Here is a 16,203-nt window from a genome sequence, read left to right as displayed (position 1 = left end):
CAGCCGGATGTGAGCAGCGGGAGTGATGCCGATGAACGTTCCACGATCCAGCACTCTTCGATTGGAGGAGATGACTCTGCGGGAAAAACTTCGCGAGGCCGAGCGCCTTTCACGCGACTTTGAAGAGCATCTCAAACAGGGCTTTTCTCCCAAAGTTCACGAACTGCGAAAACTCTGCAAGCCTCAGGAATCTGATCTGGGCGGCATCCCTGATATCTCGATTCGTCATCAGATTCAGCAGGTACTGGCCAGCGAGCGCTACAGCGGTGAACTCTATGCCACGCTGGAGCATGGGCTCGTTCTGATTGCAGAAGATCTTCATACGCTTCTGGAAAGTGACCAGTCGGCCTGACCAGCGGCTGTGGATTCTCTGAATTTGTGGTCTCTGTGCTTTCCCCGGCTCGATTTGCTGTCACCGTACGCAACCGTCGCTGCACAATCTGATCGGCGAGAAGGTCATTACCCTGCCGGATGTTCGATTTTGCAAATTTTGCCATTTTTAAGGCTGCCACCTCGGGCAGAAATCGATGATTCCGCAGTGATTTCATCTTCTGAAGCACTAAGTCTTTGTTTGGCGCAAAGATTGCAGCCTATAATTGTATTGTCCTTTTGTCGGCTGTCTGGCAATCGCCCATCGACGAGTATTTCCCGCTGATGTCCGTCCCTTTCAAAGCAACTTTGCTCACAAAATCAGTTCGACAAATCAACATGCAGTAACGAGTCGATCGTTCCAAATCACCACTCTTGGGAATTTCACCCGTTGAAGAGAACTTTCTGCGGGTCTTTCGCGTCCATTTGTCGTTAAGAATCAGAATTCAGGAGAGCTTCCTCTGCTCTGAGGGGGTTCTTCATCATGCAGAGTCAACTACAATCTTCCGAACGGGCGAAACAGTTCTAATCGACGAAAGGCAACAGGTTCTCGCATGGCGGATCGTGGCTCCAAATCGCAACTCGCCTTCCCTCACCGGGCAGGCGAAGCTGCATCTGGATTTTCACCCACTTCCGCTCCACCGGGCTCAAGTGATCCTCATGCCGAATCTGGTGTTGATCCTCAGGCCGGGCAGTTCCCAGGTCAGTTCCCCTGGCAGCATGACATGGCCCCAGCCGAACCTGAAACTGTCGTGCGGCTTCCTCAGCCCGAACAACTCTCCCGGAGCCACTCAAAAAGTTCTGCTGTGACTTCCCGTTCTGGTTCCAGAGCTTCTGATCCCCGATCAGCCGGTGGGAGATCAGCGGACGGGGAGCCTGTTGAAAACGGTTTGCAGGACGAGCCGGGCGAGCTCTCGGGAACTCGCACTGTCAATGCGGATTCCTATCTGCTCAAGCGGCTCTTCCCCAACTTGGCAGAGAACAACGCCGGTGCTGATCAGCAGCCCTTCGAAGAGATGTCACTGGCTCACTTCCAACTCATCTCGAGGCTGGGTGTCGGCGGGATGGGTTCGGTGTTTCTGGCAGAAGACGAAGTTCTGCGGCGTCAGGTAGCCCTGAAGATTCTATCTCCTGGACAATCGCGCGATGAGTCGAGCGTCGCCCGCTTTCAGAATGAAGCACGCGCTGCTGCCTCACTCGATCATCCCAATGTGGCCCGTGTCTTCTCGAGTGGTGAAGATCGTGGTCTGCATTACATTGCTTACGAGTATGTCGAAGGTAGAAATCTGCGAGATCGTATCCGGCAGACAGGCCGCATCGATCCTGAAGAGGCCGTCTACTACACGATTCAACTGGCCGAAGCGCTGGTTCATCTTTCGGCCATGAATGTCGTGCATCGCGATATCAAACCCTCAAACATCCTGATCAGTCGCAATGGTCGGGTCAAACTGGTTGACCTGGGGTTGGCCCGCTGCCAGCTCAGTGAGGAATCGGTAGAACTCACGGTCGCGGGAACCACACTGGGCACGTTTGATTACATCTCACCGGAGCAGGCCAAAGACCCCCGCACTGTCGATGTCCGCAGTGATATCTATTCACTGGGGTGCACGCTCTATCATATGCTCACGGGTGAGCCACCCTATCCTGAGGGGACCGTGCTGCAGAAGCTGCTGGATCATCAGGGCCGGGAATCTCCTGATCCTGCCGTCAAGAACCGCCTCGTCTCACCGGCACTCTCGATGCTGGTCCGGAAGATGATGGCCAGTGACCGACGCAAGCGCTATTCCTCAGCCGAAGAACTGCTGGGCGATTTGACAATCCTCGCTCGGCAGATGGGTATTCCCACTTCGGGATCGGTGGTCATGGCGCCGCCGCGCAATCGTCTGCAGGATGGAATTCGACAAAACATCGGCTGGCTGGCCACGGTCGCCCTGCTGGTGATGGTCGTTGTACTCCTGGATCGCTTTCCACAGCTCTTCCCCGTGAAGAAAGATGCTCGTAACAACACCTGGCAGTCCGATGGCCAGAGCGATTCTTTAACTCCTGTTCAGGTGGGAGCAACCCCTCTCAACCCGCTGGAGCGACGTCCCCTTCCAGACACGCGAAGTCCTCTGCTGGCAAACACCCCGACGGGTGGTACTGCGCCTCTCGCTCGTGCTCAATCACAAATCGCTGAGGGGCTCAGTTCCCGTAGCAATACTTTCTCGCAAGACAGCAATCTCGGGGCGAGCAACCCGGTTTCTGGCCAGGAGCGCCCGCCAGTTCCGGCACCTGTTGATCTGACAGGGCAGGGTGGAGCAAGCACTGGTCTTGCTCCTCAACTCCCGGCTGATCAAATTCGTTTTCCCGCCGAGATCACATCTGGAGCCGTACGTTTCCCGATCACGTCGCAGCGATCAAACTCAGAGGGGATCACTTCCACTGACTCGACGAATAATCCTGAGGCTGCCATCTCGCAGAATTCCAGTGGCAATTCATCAAGTCGTGTGAACCCGATTTCGCCACTGCTGATCCCATTCGATGATTCATTCGGCACTTCCAGTTGGCTGGAGAACATCTTTTCGACCAAGCCTTCCTCCAGCGCAGGTCCAGCCAATTCAGGGGGATCACTTCCCAGCGTAGCACTACCCAGTGCAGGAACCGGCCAGTCGAGATCACAGACAGAAAATCGAACCGGTCTCCCCGAGAGTTCACTTCCTCGCTCTCTCAATGGGCTGTCGGAAAGCACGAATTCGGGGAAGTCAGTTGCTGCGACAACGGGTTCTTCCAGCACTGCACCCTTAATGGGTAGTTCTGCGGCGACGGATCTGAATGGCAGCCCAGATCGCACTGGCCCAGAGCGCATTGGCCCAGAGCGCATTGGCCCAGAGCGTGCTGGCCCAGAGCGTGCTGGCCCTGATCAAAGTCTGGCGGAACGATCTCTGATCGATCGCTCGACAGCGGCCTCCAGTCTCGTGGCGGCACCAGTGCGGATTGTCGATGGCAAAAGTTTTGACAGTCTGGAAGCAGCCTGTGTCTCTGCCAGATCAGGCGATGTCATCGAATTGCGGTATCAGGGGCGTCTGCTCCCTTCCGAGAAACCGATCCGACTTTCGGGAAAATCACTCACCATTCGGGCAGCGAAAGGGTTCCGCCCCACAGTCCGATTTGCTCCTCAAGACAGTCTCCAACCCAGCATGATCACCATGACGGGCGGGGCTCTGGCGGTTATCAATGTCGATTTGGAATGGGATCTCCCGGAAACGGTCACGGCCGATTTGTGGTCTCTATTCAGTACGCAGCGAATCGACAAACTCTCATTGCAGAATGTCCGGATCACAGTCCGCAATCCTCGTCAATCGGCTGCCACTGTATTGAGGCAATCGGCACCCGCCGGGCAGGCTCCTACGATGATTGCAGGGATGAAGACTGGTCCCGGAGCAGCCAGTACTCCCGAAACCACATTGTCCAGCTGCCTGATTCGTGGCACTTCAAGGTTCTGCACTCTCGATGATCCTGCCCCCGCCCGGTACGTCGTCGAGAATTCGGTGATTGCTGTCGATGATGATATTTTTCGCTCGATGGGTCTTATGGATGTCATGGCGGAAGTGGACCGCGTGGAAATCAATTTCAACCACGTGACCGTCTTGACCCGACAACACTTCCTGAAGCTGGGGAGTGGAGATGATTTCTCTGTGAGCCTGACTCCACTGGCAGTCACGCTGCGCAATTCGATTCTGGCGGTCGGGCATGGAAAGCCACTGATTCTGCAGCAGGGAATGGCTGGTGAAACCGATCTCCGCAGGTTCCTGTCCTGGTCGGGTGAACGAAATTTCTATGATGCCATCGAGCCGATCTGGCAGACTTCCAACGCGGCCTACAAAATGAAATTCGATAAATGGAAGCAATTCTGGAGTGTCGGTGGAGAACTCTCATCCTCACAGAACCTGGCCATTGAATGGCGCGGACGCTGGATGCTCAAACCCTTCGATACGCTCATCCCTGAAGATGTGGAACTCGACGCCACCAGTGATTCCAACCCGCTGCTCAATGCTGCGACCGATGGCACTGATGTCGGTGTCAACTGGCAGACACTGCCACATCACTACCCCATCGAAGCCCCATAAACTTCAACTAGCGAACTCAGGCAATCCATCGCTTCCGGGCTTTTTGTCACGGCTGGATGATGACTCTGCCGCCAATCATCGAGCGCAGTGTTGTCGCATAGCAAAAGTACGCGCATGGCGCTTGCCCTGCCACCACTGTCGACTTTGTCTTGGTTGGCACGACTCTGGAGCCCCTGAAAAATCAAAACCATGTGGCATGGCTTGGTCTTTACCCGGGTGGCAGGGGTCGGATGTCTTCATCCGCCCCCTCGTCAATCGAATTCACCAGCGAAAATGCATCCAAAACATGCCTTACTGACTTTCCACATGTTCGCCATGAGTAATCAAAGTTCCATGACCTGGGGGCAAACGAGGACGTTTGACCCCAGCCACCCCGTCGCAATCACTTTTGTCGGGGTGACGACGACACAAGGATGCGTGTGCATGGACATGCTCGCTCAAAGCCGCGAAGCATGGCACTGGAACGTACCGCAGGGCACAGAGCCGGACCGCAAGGCACGCTGTTGCAAAGCTGCATGAGATGTGGCTGGCTGTCGCGAGGTCGTACTGAATTCTAAGCAACCAGCTCGGAACGATGGGCTCATGGAGCGCAGCGTTTCTTTTGCAGAGCTGACTCTGCCTGTCTGTTGTCGCGTAACTTCTTACCTATGCAGTTTTTGGAGATTTTTCCTGGGATCCAGCGGCAGCACTTTCTGGTGGATTTGGTCCTCACTGACTGATTTGCAACGCAATGGCGCGCGATTCGCGAACTCATTCAGTTCAGATTTATGCAGGATTCGTGGAGTCGAAATTTCACTGGCTCGTGAATTCAAGGATCTGATGTTGAGGTGCCATTATGCGTACTGTGCTGGTGGTCGAAGACACGCCCGCCATGCAAAGATTTCTGGGGGAAGTCTTTGTGCGGAATGGAGATCGTGTCGAACTTGCAGGGAATGGCATTGAGGCAATTGCCAAAATTCGCAGAAAGCCATTTGACGTCGTTATCATGGATCTGCAGATGCCCGTCATGAATGGCTTTCAGGCCGCCATCGCGATTCGACTCATGCCCGATGAGACGCGAGCATCGGTTCCCATCGTGGCGATCTCGGCGCACAGCGAACCAACTCTGGCTGTCTCCTGTATTGATGCCGGTATGGATGATCTCTTGTTGAAGCCACTGACAGCCGAAGTGCTCCTCCAGAGTGTTGAACAAATCGCAGTTCGATCACGTCAGCGGGAACAGTGGAGATTACTGCACCCGGATTATATTCCTCAGGCGAAAGCATTCGCAGAATCTTTAGGCGGCCGAAATCACTCCAGCAAAGAACCCGCAGATCCAACTCGCTTAGTCAAAAAGAAGTCCTTTTTCGACAACAATCATGACTCACTCCGGCAGCAAACGATGAACCAAAGGCCACAGGAATCAAGGCCTTTGCAAAATCGATCGCGCGAAGATTGGTCGGAGAATTCCGAGTCGCATTGTCGAGAATTGCAGGAATTCACACCTCGCTTCTCGTATGAAATGTCGGATCGGCAGTCTCAGTCTGAGACCTTAACGACCAGTCAGCCGCTCTTCGATGCGGAACGTGTGATGAGGAATCTGGGAGTCGACCGCAATCTGCTCATGATGCTGGCGGGTTTCTTTATCGAATCTGTGCCACCTATGCTGCAGGATCTCACATCAGCAAATGAACGGCAAAACGCTGCTGATATGCAACGGAAAGCTCATAGTTTGCGAGGACTTGCGGCCACATTCAGCCCGCCAGAGATTCTGGATCTGGCCCGACAGATCGAACTCGCTGCTCAGAACGGCCATATCGAGGAAGCCGCAGAATTGTTGCCGTACCTTCGTCAGGGATTAGCACAGCTCACAACCGAATTGCAGTCTTATCGACAATCGGAACTCGATGACTCTCAGTCGTGAGTGAACTCAACCTGTGTTGATAGGTTTCTGCAAATCGGGGTTCGGCATGGCACACAGGCCAGTGGACGATCAACTGGGTTCTTGAGCCGGTTCGACCTTTTCTTCGTGTGGCGGAGCAGGGACCACAAACGAGGCTCCAATTCCTAAGCCCAGGAAGACCGCAATCACAAAGAGCGAAACAAAAGGCGAGAAGACGATGTAATGGTGAGCCAGCATTTTGGAGCCGACAAAGAACAGAATGGCAACCAGGCTGTACTTCAGAAACCGGAAGCGATCGAGCAGATCAACGAGAGCAAAGTACAGCGATCTCAATCCCAGAATCGCGAAGACGTTCGAGCTGAAGACCAGAAAAGGATCCTGGGTGATGCCGAAGACCGCAGGAATCGAATCAACAGCAAAGAGCAGGTCAGTGCTTTCCACCATCATTAAAGCGACAAAGAGTGGGGTGACAGCCAGTTTGCCATCGAGTTTTGTGAAGAAATGATCCCCCACAAAACCGGGGTACACGGGGATGATCCGCCGGATGAATTTGACGAGGCGATTCTGCTCAAGATCGAGTTCTTCGTCGTGAGCAAAGAGCATCTTGACGGCAGTGTAGATCAGCAGAGCGCCGAAGATGTAAATGACCCAGTCGAAGCGCTGAATGATGGCTGCTCCCAGGGCAATCATCACTCCACGCATGACCAGTGCACCAATGATTCCCCAGAAGAGGACGCGGTGCTGATAAGCCGCGGGAACCTGGAAGAACGACAGAATCAGCGCAATGACAAAGATGTTGTCCATACTCAGGCTCTGTTCGACCAGATAGCCCGTAAAGTACATGATGGCTGCTTCACTGCCATTTTCTGGCAAACCTGTCGGCTCTTCGTCGCTGTCGCCACTGCTGGCCGAAGGTTCGAAGGGAAACGCAATCTCTAACCGGTGATGTTTCGCACGGCCCGAAGAATTGGAGTGGGCAGGAGAGGACTCGGCAGATGTGGAATGAGCATCCGTGGGATGAGCATCAGTCGATGGCCCTCCAGCCGATTGACTCTCGGTGAGCTGGCCAGATTCCGGTGGAGTGGCGGCAGTTTTTTTGTCTGCTGTGCGGTTCTCGACGGAGGCGGTGGCTTCGGTCGAAGTGGTCGTCAAGGCCTTTTCGCTGGAAGATTCCGGGCTGGCTGCGGCTTCTGCGGTCGAAGTTTCCCAGCGGCCCAATTCAAACCAGTGATTTTCGTACGCGTAGTAAACAAAGACTGTAAACAGGCAGGAAAGTGCGAAATAGACACCTGTGCGGAAGAGGGCTTGCCGGGCACTGATGACTCGATGCGAGCCTCGACTGAAGGCCCCCAGGTCGAAGGCCAGGATCAACAGCACGAGGATGATGAATCCAGCCCAGACCAAAACCGTCATGACAAATCCTGCTTAGAGTATCTTAGGTGTCTCAATGTGTATCAAAATCAGCCATGGAACTGATTCGGGATTCCGACGATCCGCCTTAGGCCGTGGAGCAGGCTGGTCACCAATTTCCAGAGGGCCTGATTCACTCACGGGCCACGCCGGAACAACTGGAATTTCCCAAACTTCTTGTCAGCCACAGCTTTTCTTCCGCGAACGGAAGCTTCCAGATGATAAGCAGACAGCGTCTCAGAATCTTCTGTCAGGCCAGAGAACGGCTGTTTTGCCTGAAAAGATCACTGACAATCCAGGCTGCTCCACGAGTTTTTTCAACCTAACAGTAAGTCTGGCAAAGAGTTCCTGACCTGAACACCACGTGATTGAAAGTGCTGAAATCGAAAAATTCAGATGAAAAAGACAAACGTCATCAACACGAAAATCGGCAGCAGAATCAATCCCGAGTAGGCCATATATCCAAAGAACGAGGGCATGCGGATGTTGTTTTCCTCGGCAATCGCTTTGACCATAAAGTTAGGCCCGTTGCCAATATATGTGTTCGCCCCCATGAGGACGGCTCCACAACTGATGGCCGCCAGAATGGCGTGAGCCTCGGGACCGGTCTCCAGAAATAGCCTCAGGTAAGGCCCCTCCAATGGGACATTGGCAATGCCGGCGGCAGTGGCGGCAAATGTGAGGTAGGTCGGCGCGTTATCCAGAAAGCTGGAAAGAATGCCCGTCGCCCAGAAGTATTGCCACTCGGTCGAGAGCCCCAGGTTCTTGCCTTCAGAGTTCAGAATGGCCAGAGCCGGAATCATCGTGACGAAAATACCCGCAAAGAGCACGGCCACCTCGATAATCGGCCCGAATCCGAAATGATTTTTTGCTCGCAGAGCAGGGCTGGTCATGAAGTAACTACCCAGCAACAGGAGCAGCATCAGCAGTTCCTGAATTCCCCATGGCCAGGCTTTGCCTCCATTCCCCAGGCCCTGGCCGCTGGCATAGATCACGACGACAATTCCCAGCAGAAAGGCCAGATTGTGCCAGCCTTCGAGCCCCAGGGCTTCTTTGGGGGTTTGCGACTCGCTGGACGTGCCTGGCAGATGAGACTCTTTCCGAAAAGCGATCTGATCCCACAGGAAATAGACCACCAGCAGAATGAGATTCACCATGAGCCATTGAGGCCAGAGTCTGAGTGTCCATTCAAAGGGAACACCCTTCAAGAATCCAAGAAACAATGGGGGATCGCCCAAAGGTGTCAGCAGGCCGCCACTATTCGAGACCATGAAGATAAAGAACACCACCGTATGCGTGACGCGTGTGCGGGAACTATTGGCCCTGAGTAGCGGGCGAATCAGCAGCATCGATGCGCCCGTTGTTCCGACAAAACTGGCAATGGCGGTTCCAAAGCCCAGGAGCAGACTGTTCACTACGGGCGTACCGGCCAATGACCCACGCACATAGATGCCCCCACTGATGACAAACAACGAACCCAGCAGCAGCAGGAAGGAGACATATTCTTTACCACTGTGCTCGAGGGTATGCAGACCGGCTTCCCCAAACATGGTGAGATAAATCGCCACGGGGATCGACAGGATCGCGACCACAATCCCTTTGTTCGAATTGTGCTCCCACCAGTGCGGATTGATCAGCGGGAAGGCGGCAATGGAAAGCAGCAACAGGGCAAATGGAACTGTTGAGAACTTCGAAACCAGCTTCCCCAACGGTTCATGCCCGGCATGTGCATCACCCGTATGAGAATCTTTTTCAGAATGGTGTTTATCCGATTTTGTGTGATCTGCCGCATGAGGTACAGATTCCTGAACCGGTGACGTTTCCTGCGCTAAGGCCGAACTTCCTTCACTCAAGAACAACATTCCTGCGAGCAGCAGGCCCATGATTGCAAGGCTCAACAAAGTTCGCGGGAAAACGCGTGTGGCTCCTGCATTGCAATTGGCCAAGGGGTTCATAGATCTTTCAGGCAAAGCCGAATTCAAGGCGATATCCTTAGATTCAGTGGTTTCAAACGAAAACTCCTCAGGGATGATCTACAACACCCCGCCTCTCACAGCAACTCCCTGTAGATGTCATTCTCGTGAATTCGAATAGATAAACCGACACTTATCAAAGAAGCCATATCCGGCCTTGTCGACTTTTTTCAGGTTTCCTAAACTTTATAGATCATAGAAGTTACAGTGTTTTGTCCAATTCCGAATAGGCTGTCCCCAAAGCTGATCAGGCAACTTGGCTTTTCAGCAGATCGTGACCGGAGAAGCCATGGCCTTTTGTCTTCCTGAAGGTTGTACCCATTGATGAAGCAGATTGCCCTGCTGGGTTCAACTGGTTCGATCGGCTTAAGCACACTCGATGTGGTCCGCAGTGACCCAGCATCGTTTCAACTCTTTGCACTTGCCGCTCATCGTCGCGTGCAGGAACTCGCCTCGCAATGCCACGAATTTCATCCGCGCTATGCCGTCATTGCCGATCCATCGCTGGCGGGTGAGATCGATCGATCGCTGTTTCCCCCTGAGACTCAACTGCTGTTTGGCGAAGAAGGGATCGAGCAGGTCGCAACCGATCCTCAGGTCGGGATTGTCGTTTCGGCAATTGTCGGGGCCGCCGGCCTCAAGGGAACCTGGGCCGCCGCACAATCGGGCAAACGGGTCGCTTTGGCCAATAAAGAAAGCCTGGTTGTCGCTGGTGCACTCGTCACCAATGCGGCGAAGGCTTCTGGCGGTGAAATTCTGCCTGTTGACAGTGAACACAGCGCGATCTTTCAGTGCCTCGCTGCCGGGAATCGCCACGAGGTGGCCCGCATTCATTTGACGGCCAGTGGTGGGCCTTTTCGCAAGTCCTCACGTGCCGAACTCGACAAGGTGACAGTTGCTGCTGCCCTCGATCATCCCACCTGGAAGATGGGTCCGAAGATCACCATCGACAGTGCGACAATGATGAACAAGGCCCTCGAAGTGATCGAAGCCCGCTGGCTGTTCGATGCCAGCGTGGACGAGTTAAACGTCGTGGTGCATCCCCAATCGATCATTCACTCGCTGGTGGAATATGTGGATGGCTCGATTTTGGCTCAGCTTTCTCCGCCCGATATGCGCCTGCCCATTCAATATGCGTTATCATGGCCCCAGCGAAAATCTGGTTTTGCTCGTAAGATGAACTGGTTCGAATCTCAGACGATGGAGTTTTTCCCCCCTGATTTCGACCGGTTTCCTGCCTTGAAGCTGGGTTTTGAAGTTGCTGCAGCCGGTGGCGGCAGCGGAGCAGTGCTGAATGCGGCCAACGAAGTCGCTGTCGAACGATTTTTAAATAACGATTTGAAGTTCATGAAGATTCCCCAGGTTTGTGGGGAAGTACTAGCCGCGCACACGCACTCCACCAATCCTTCACTGAGTGAATTGTTGGCACTGGATGCCTGGGCACGCGAGGAGACGCGACGTTGGAAAGCTTAGATTTGATCCTTTTGCTCAATCCCTGCCTGATGGCTCTCACTCTGGGCAGCCTTCAGAATATCTTGTACGTCGCCCTCGGCCTCGGGATGGTGATTTTCTTCCACGAGCTGGGCCACTTTGCCGTCGCCAAGTGGTGCGATGTGCACGTCGAACAATTCAGCATTGGCTTCGGCCCGGCGATTCTGGCCAAAAGATGGGGCGAGACTGTTTATGCACTCAGAGCCATTCCTTTTGGTGGTTATGTGCAGATGCTGGGGCAGGACGATGCCGACCCCAGCCAACTGACCAGCGAAGAAATCGCGGCTGATCCGCGGTCGTTCTCGTCCAAACCCGTCTGGCAACGCATGGCGATTATCTCGGCTGGTGTGATCATGAATCTCATCACGGGGCTGATCTTCTGTGCGATTGCGTTTGCCATGGGTGTGGAATCTGTCCCCGCGATTGTCGGCAGTGTAGAACCTGGTCATCCCGCCTGGGTGGCTGGGCTCGAACGTGGCGACAAGATTGAGAAAATGGGCGGGCGAACCATCCGATCGTTCGAAGAAGTTTCCATCAGTGCTGCTCTTTCGACGGGCCCGATTGATGTCGAAGGTCGCCGACGTGACGACACACCGTTCAAAACTGTTGTCGTCCCCGATACCAGCGGCAACCGTCCATCGATTGGTGTGAGCTTCAGTTCTTCTTTGCGATTGATGAAGTTCTTGAATGGTGATCCCACTGTGATGCCGGGTACGCCCGCCGCAGCTGCCGAGCCACCACTTCAGGGGCTCGACCTGATCACACACGTGGATGATGTTGAAGTGAAATCCTTCCAGGATCTCGAAGATCGACTTGTATCTAAAGGTGGTGAAACGGTCACGCTCACCGTTCGCCGCCCTCCCGTGAATGCCGCCGGCGTTCCCGATCTCGATGCTCCTGGTGAAGAGATCAAATCACGCGTGGGCCCAGGTTTCTTCCGCACTCTGGGGCTCTCGATGGATACCGGCCCAGTTACGGCTGTCCGCCTTGGTTCCCCTGCACAAAAGGCCGGTTTTCTGGCCAAGGATAAGATTGTGAAAGTGGGCGACCGGGCGATTGGCACGGCTCTCAATCCGTTGCGTCTGCCTGACGAATTAAGCCAGATGGCTGGTAAAGAAATCGAAATCACAGTCGCTCGTCAGAAGGATGGCGGCGGTAATCAGGAAGTGGTTCTCAAGGTCACTCCCGAGTCCAGTCCTGGCTGGCTCGATGCGCCTTTGCGTGCCGGCGATGCACTGGCCATTCCTGCGATTGGTGTCGCCATTCAGGTTGTGCCCGTCGTCCTGAGTGTTGATCCCGGTTCTCCTGCGGAAGCTGCGGGGATCAAACCCGGTCAGCGGATCCTCAAGCTGGCTCTGCTTCCTCACCCGGATGAAGGATCAGGCCCGGATGCCAAAACGGTTGAAGTCGATCTGGGGAGCGATAAAGAGAAAAACGTCAACAACTGGGCTTTCGCCTTCGTGCAACTTCAGAGGTATCCACTTCGCAAAGCGACGTTGACCATCAAGGAAGATTCCGAAACTCGAACGATTGATCTCGAACCTGTGGCCGATAAGGAATGGCCTTACCCACGCCGTGGATTTGCGATGTATCCGGCTCGCACGACCCAGCAGGCGAAGTCTTTCAGCGAAGCGTTCAAGATGGGCTATGCCAACATGGAGAAGTCTGTACTGAATATCTACATGACTTTGCGCAGCCTCTTCACCGGGCATTTGAGTGTCTTTGAATTGCACGGCCCCTTAGGGATTGCCCGCGCTGCTTATGAGATTTCCAAACTGGGAATTTCGTCACTGCTGATTTTCCTGGGCTTTTTGAGTGCGAACCTGGCGGTGATTAACTTCCTGCCGATTCCGATGCTCGATGGTGGACACATGGTCTTCCTGGGTTACGAAGCGATCACCCGCAAAAAACCCAATGAAAAGGTGCAGATTGCTGCCACTTATGCCGGCATGGCCTTTGTCCTGGGACTGATGCTCTTTGTCATCTGCCTCGATCTGTTTGTCCACAAGTTCTAAACCTGATTTCAGGTCGGTGTAACGGCTAAGTGCCATGCCTTCTCAGTGCCATGCTTTCTCAGTGCCATGCTTGCGGCTCTGAGCAAGCATGCCGCTAGACTTCCCGTAGGGTGTCATGCAGCGCCAGCGGAATGCACCAGCTCTTTCTACGAGTGGTTCAGCCATCGCTGAATGTCACATTGATAAAGAATCAGATCCGGAACCGGAGCCATGCCACCACTTCTGGATATTCCTGCCGCCTTAGAACTCATCAGTACCTCGGCGCATGCACTCGCCGAAGAGACCGTGCCTCTCCATGAGGCTCTCGGGCGAGTGACGAGCCAGGCGATTCTCAGCCCGGAACCTGCGCCTCTCTTCGATAAAGCTCTGATGGATGGCTATGCCATCCGGGCCGAAGATCTCGCACAGTCTGCCGGGTTATCTACTTCCTCTCTGAGCCCATCACTTCGCGTGACAGGTCTCATCTGTGCTGGCCAGACACCTTCCAAGAGTCTCGCAGCGGGTGAAGCGATCCAGATCATGACGGGGGCACCGCTCCCGTCCGGAACCACTGCAGTTGTCAAAATCGAAGGGACCACACGGAAAGAGGATCTGGTTTTCATTCACGAATCCACAGCCGTCGGTGCTAATCTGATCCGGCGTGGAGCCGTCATGCAACCGGGCCAGCTGGTATTAAGTGCTGGTCAAAGGTTAGCTCCCCAGCATCTGGCAGGTCTGGCCGAACTGGGGATCGTGACCATTCCAGTCAAACAAAAGCCAACACTCGCCATTCTGGCCACGGGGGATGAACTGGTTCCTCCCAGCGAAAAGCCAGGCCCCGGCCAGATTCGAAACTCGAATGAGACTTTGCTCGCCAGCCTCGCGTTGCAAGCCGGCTGTGAAGTGCAGAGACTCGGCATCGCCTCCGACTCGTTGGACGAACTCACGCTCAAGATCCGCCAGGGCTTGGCAGCCGATCTTCTCCTGTTAACCGGGGGTGTCTCCGCAGGTATGCTCGATCTCGTCCCACAGGCACTCACTGCTGAAGGTGTCGAAAAGATCTTTCACAAAGTCGATATCAAGCCTGGTAAGCCCATCTGGTTCGGGATCAAACGGCAGCCAAAAACCTGCCTCGTCTTCGGCCTTCCCGGCAACCCGGTCAGCAGTCTCGTCTGCTTCGAACTGTTTGTGAAAACCGCCTTGCGAAAATTTTCGGGGATCACTCCCACCATTGCTCCAGCCATCGAAGCTCTGGCTGCGGTCGACGAAAAGTACACGAGTGACCGGCCCACGTATCATCCCGCCTTCATCGACTCCACCGGCTCATCCACCACGGCCCGCACCATCCCGTGGCAGGGCTCATCTGATCTGCAGGCCACTCTCTCAGCGAACGGGATGATTTACTTCCCGGCGAATTCCCCGCCACCAAAAAAGGGCGAAACACTCCTCGCTTACCGCTGGTGCTGATCTTCTCCACTCAAAGGCCTAATTGCGGCGAAGATCGCAGAATTCTGCGAAGGCATGATGACAGATTCTCGCCACACCGTTACATCTATTAGTCTTGGGGAATCGCTGTCATCCCCTGGTCATCGGACCAGCCCGTGGGAATAAATGACGTTAAAGACGACAGCTGGGCCGTAGGGATCATTCGGCTCGCCAGAGAAGTTTTCGCAAAACGCTTGCTCGATAAGGCGTTGTTCACCAATACATGGAGGTCGCCTCGAATGTCGGTTCCTGTCCGTCAAATGTGGACGATCGCCAGCTATGTGCTCAAACAGCGAATGCTGGGCAACAAGCGATATCCGCTGGTTCTGATGCTCGAACCTCTTTTTCGCTGCAATCTGGCCTGCGCTGGATGTGGCAAGATCCAGCATCCCGTCGAGATTTTGCGCAAGCACCTTTCTCCCGAAGAATGCTTCGCTGCCGCCGATGAATGCGGTGCGCCGGTCATTTCCATTCCCGGTGGAGAGCCACTCCTGCACCCGCAAATCGGCGAAATCGTTGCCGGGCTGGTGGCTCGCAAAAAGTTTGTTTACCTGTGCACGAATGCCATCCTGCTCGAAAAACATCTTCACAAATTCCAGCCCAGCCCGTACCTGACCTTCTCGATTCATCTCGACGGCCCGCAAGAAGAGCACGACTTTGCCGTATGCCGTGAAGGGGTGTACGACGTCGCCATCAGTGCGATCAAAACAGCCATCGCGCAGGGCTATCGGGTGACGACGAATACGACGGTCTATAACAACGCTCAGCCCGAAGCCCTGCGGGAAATGTTTGATACTCTGGCTGATCTGGGTGTCGAAGGGATGATGCTTTCCCCGGGGTACCAGTACGAGAAAGCCCCGATTCAAACGTTGTTCCTGCAGCGACAGCAGACGGTTTCACTCTTCCGGAAGCTCTTTTCGAATGCCAAAAAGCGGTGGAAATTCAACCTTTCACCACTCTTTATCGAGTTTCTGCAAGGTGCCTGGAATCTGGAATGCACACCGTGGGGGAGCCCCACCTACAACCTCTTTGGCTGGCAGAAGCCCTGCTATCTGATGAATGAAGGCTACACCAGAACCTTTAAAGAGCTGATGGAAACTACTCACTGGCCAGATTATGGCCGCGCCAGTGGCAACCCCAAATGTGCCAACTGTATGGTTCACTGTGGCTACGAACCGACAGCCGTCGCACAGACATTCGGTAGCTGGAACGGCTTGTATCACACAGCCATCCGCACCTTTTTCGGCCCCCGGCAAAAGAATCTGCCGCCACTCGACGAACCCCCTTCGAGTGCTGATTCAGGGTCTGGAACTCGCCAACCTCTGGGAGAGTTCGTTGCCTTATCGCCACTGGGCAATGCGTCATCTTCGGGATCTTCATCGAGATCCAGCGAACTTGCGGGCGTGGCCTCGTGCCAGTTGAATAGCTCGCCAGCAGCGGCCTCTTAAAGCTTTCACACCTGAACTCTCACTCGCCATTCTCTCAGAAGTTGC

Annotated in this window: 9 protein-coding genes; 7 read left to right on the top strand and 2 right to left on the bottom strand. The window is 54.5% G+C overall.

Going from position 1 to position 16,203, the window contains the following annotated elements; genetic code table 11:
* The first annotated feature begins 31 nt into the window (after positions 1–31).
* The 3 genes from PLIM_RS17325 (at position 32) to PLIM_RS17315 (ending at position 6,378) form a co-directional block, all read left to right on the top strand.
* Positions 32–352 carry a hypothetical protein gene (locus PLIM_RS17325; RefSeq protein WP_013111615.1) on the top strand — a complete coding sequence of 107 codons (321 nt, stop codon included), beginning with the start codon at positions 32–34 and terminating at the stop codon, positions 350–352.
* A 571-nt stretch (positions 353–923) separates the two neighbouring features.
* Entirely contained in the window at positions 924–4,475 is a 3,552-nt protein-coding gene (locus PLIM_RS23170) for a serine/threonine-protein kinase (RefSeq protein WP_013111614.1), read from the top strand.
* A gap of 835 nt (positions 4,476–5,310) precedes the next feature.
* A complete protein-coding gene (locus tag PLIM_RS17315; protein ID WP_013111611.1) occupies positions 5,311–6,378 on the top strand; it encodes an Hpt domain-containing response regulator in 1,068 nt (355 codons plus the stop codon).
* A gap of 69 nt (positions 6,379–6,447) precedes the next feature.
* On the opposite strand, the gene PLIM_RS23165 is transcribed toward PLIM_RS17315, so the two are convergent.
* Together PLIM_RS23165 and PLIM_RS17300 are read right to left on the bottom strand one after the other, a co-directional pair.
* Entirely contained in the window at positions 6,448–7,770 is a 1,323-nt protein-coding gene (locus tag PLIM_RS23165; RefSeq protein ID WP_013111610.1) for a TerC family protein, read from the bottom strand.
* A 389-nt stretch (positions 7,771–8,159) separates the two neighbouring features.
* Positions 8,160–9,722, bottom strand: a complete 1,563-nt coding sequence (locus PLIM_RS17300; protein ID WP_230849335.1) for a sodium:proton antiporter — start codon at positions 9,720–9,722, stop codon at positions 8,160–8,162.
* A gap of 342 nt (positions 9,723–10,064) precedes the next feature.
* Between PLIM_RS17300 and PLIM_RS17295 the strand changes: the two genes are divergently transcribed.
* The 4 genes from PLIM_RS17295 (at position 10,065) to hpnH (ending at position 16,158) form a co-directional block, all read left to right on the top strand.
* The gene (locus tag PLIM_RS17295; RefSeq protein ID WP_013111608.1) at positions 10,065–11,213 is read left to right on the top strand and encodes a 1-deoxy-D-xylulose-5-phosphate reductoisomerase; all 1,149 of its coding nucleotides are present in this window, start codon (positions 10,065–10,067) and stop codon (positions 11,211–11,213) included.
* Entirely contained in the window at positions 11,201–13,246 is a 2,046-nt protein-coding gene (locus PLIM_RS17290) for a site-2 protease family protein (protein WP_013111607.1), read from the top strand. Before PLIM_RS17295 ends, PLIM_RS17290 begins: the two co-directional genes overlap by 13 nt.
* A 210-nt stretch (positions 13,247–13,456) precedes the next feature.
* Positions 13,457–14,692, top strand: a complete 1,236-nt coding sequence (locus PLIM_RS17285) for a molybdopterin molybdotransferase MoeA (protein WP_013111606.1) — start codon at positions 13,457–13,459, stop codon at positions 14,690–14,692.
* A 257-nt stretch (positions 14,693–14,949) separates the two neighbouring features.
* On the top strand, positions 14,950–16,158 hold the full coding sequence (gene hpnH / locus PLIM_RS17280; protein WP_013111605.1) for an adenosyl-hopene transferase HpnH: 1,209 nt from the start codon (positions 14,950–14,952) through the stop codon (positions 16,156–16,158).
* The last annotated feature ends 45 nt before the right edge of the window (positions 16,159–16,203 follow it).

It is taken from the genome of Planctopirus limnophila DSM 3776 (assembly GCF_000092105.1).
GTDB lineage: Bacteria > Planctomycetota > Planctomycetia > Planctomycetales > Planctomycetaceae > Planctopirus > Planctopirus limnophila.
The sequence above is the reverse complement of the archived record's forward strand: the minus strand, read 5'-3'. Positions and strand labels throughout refer to the sequence as shown.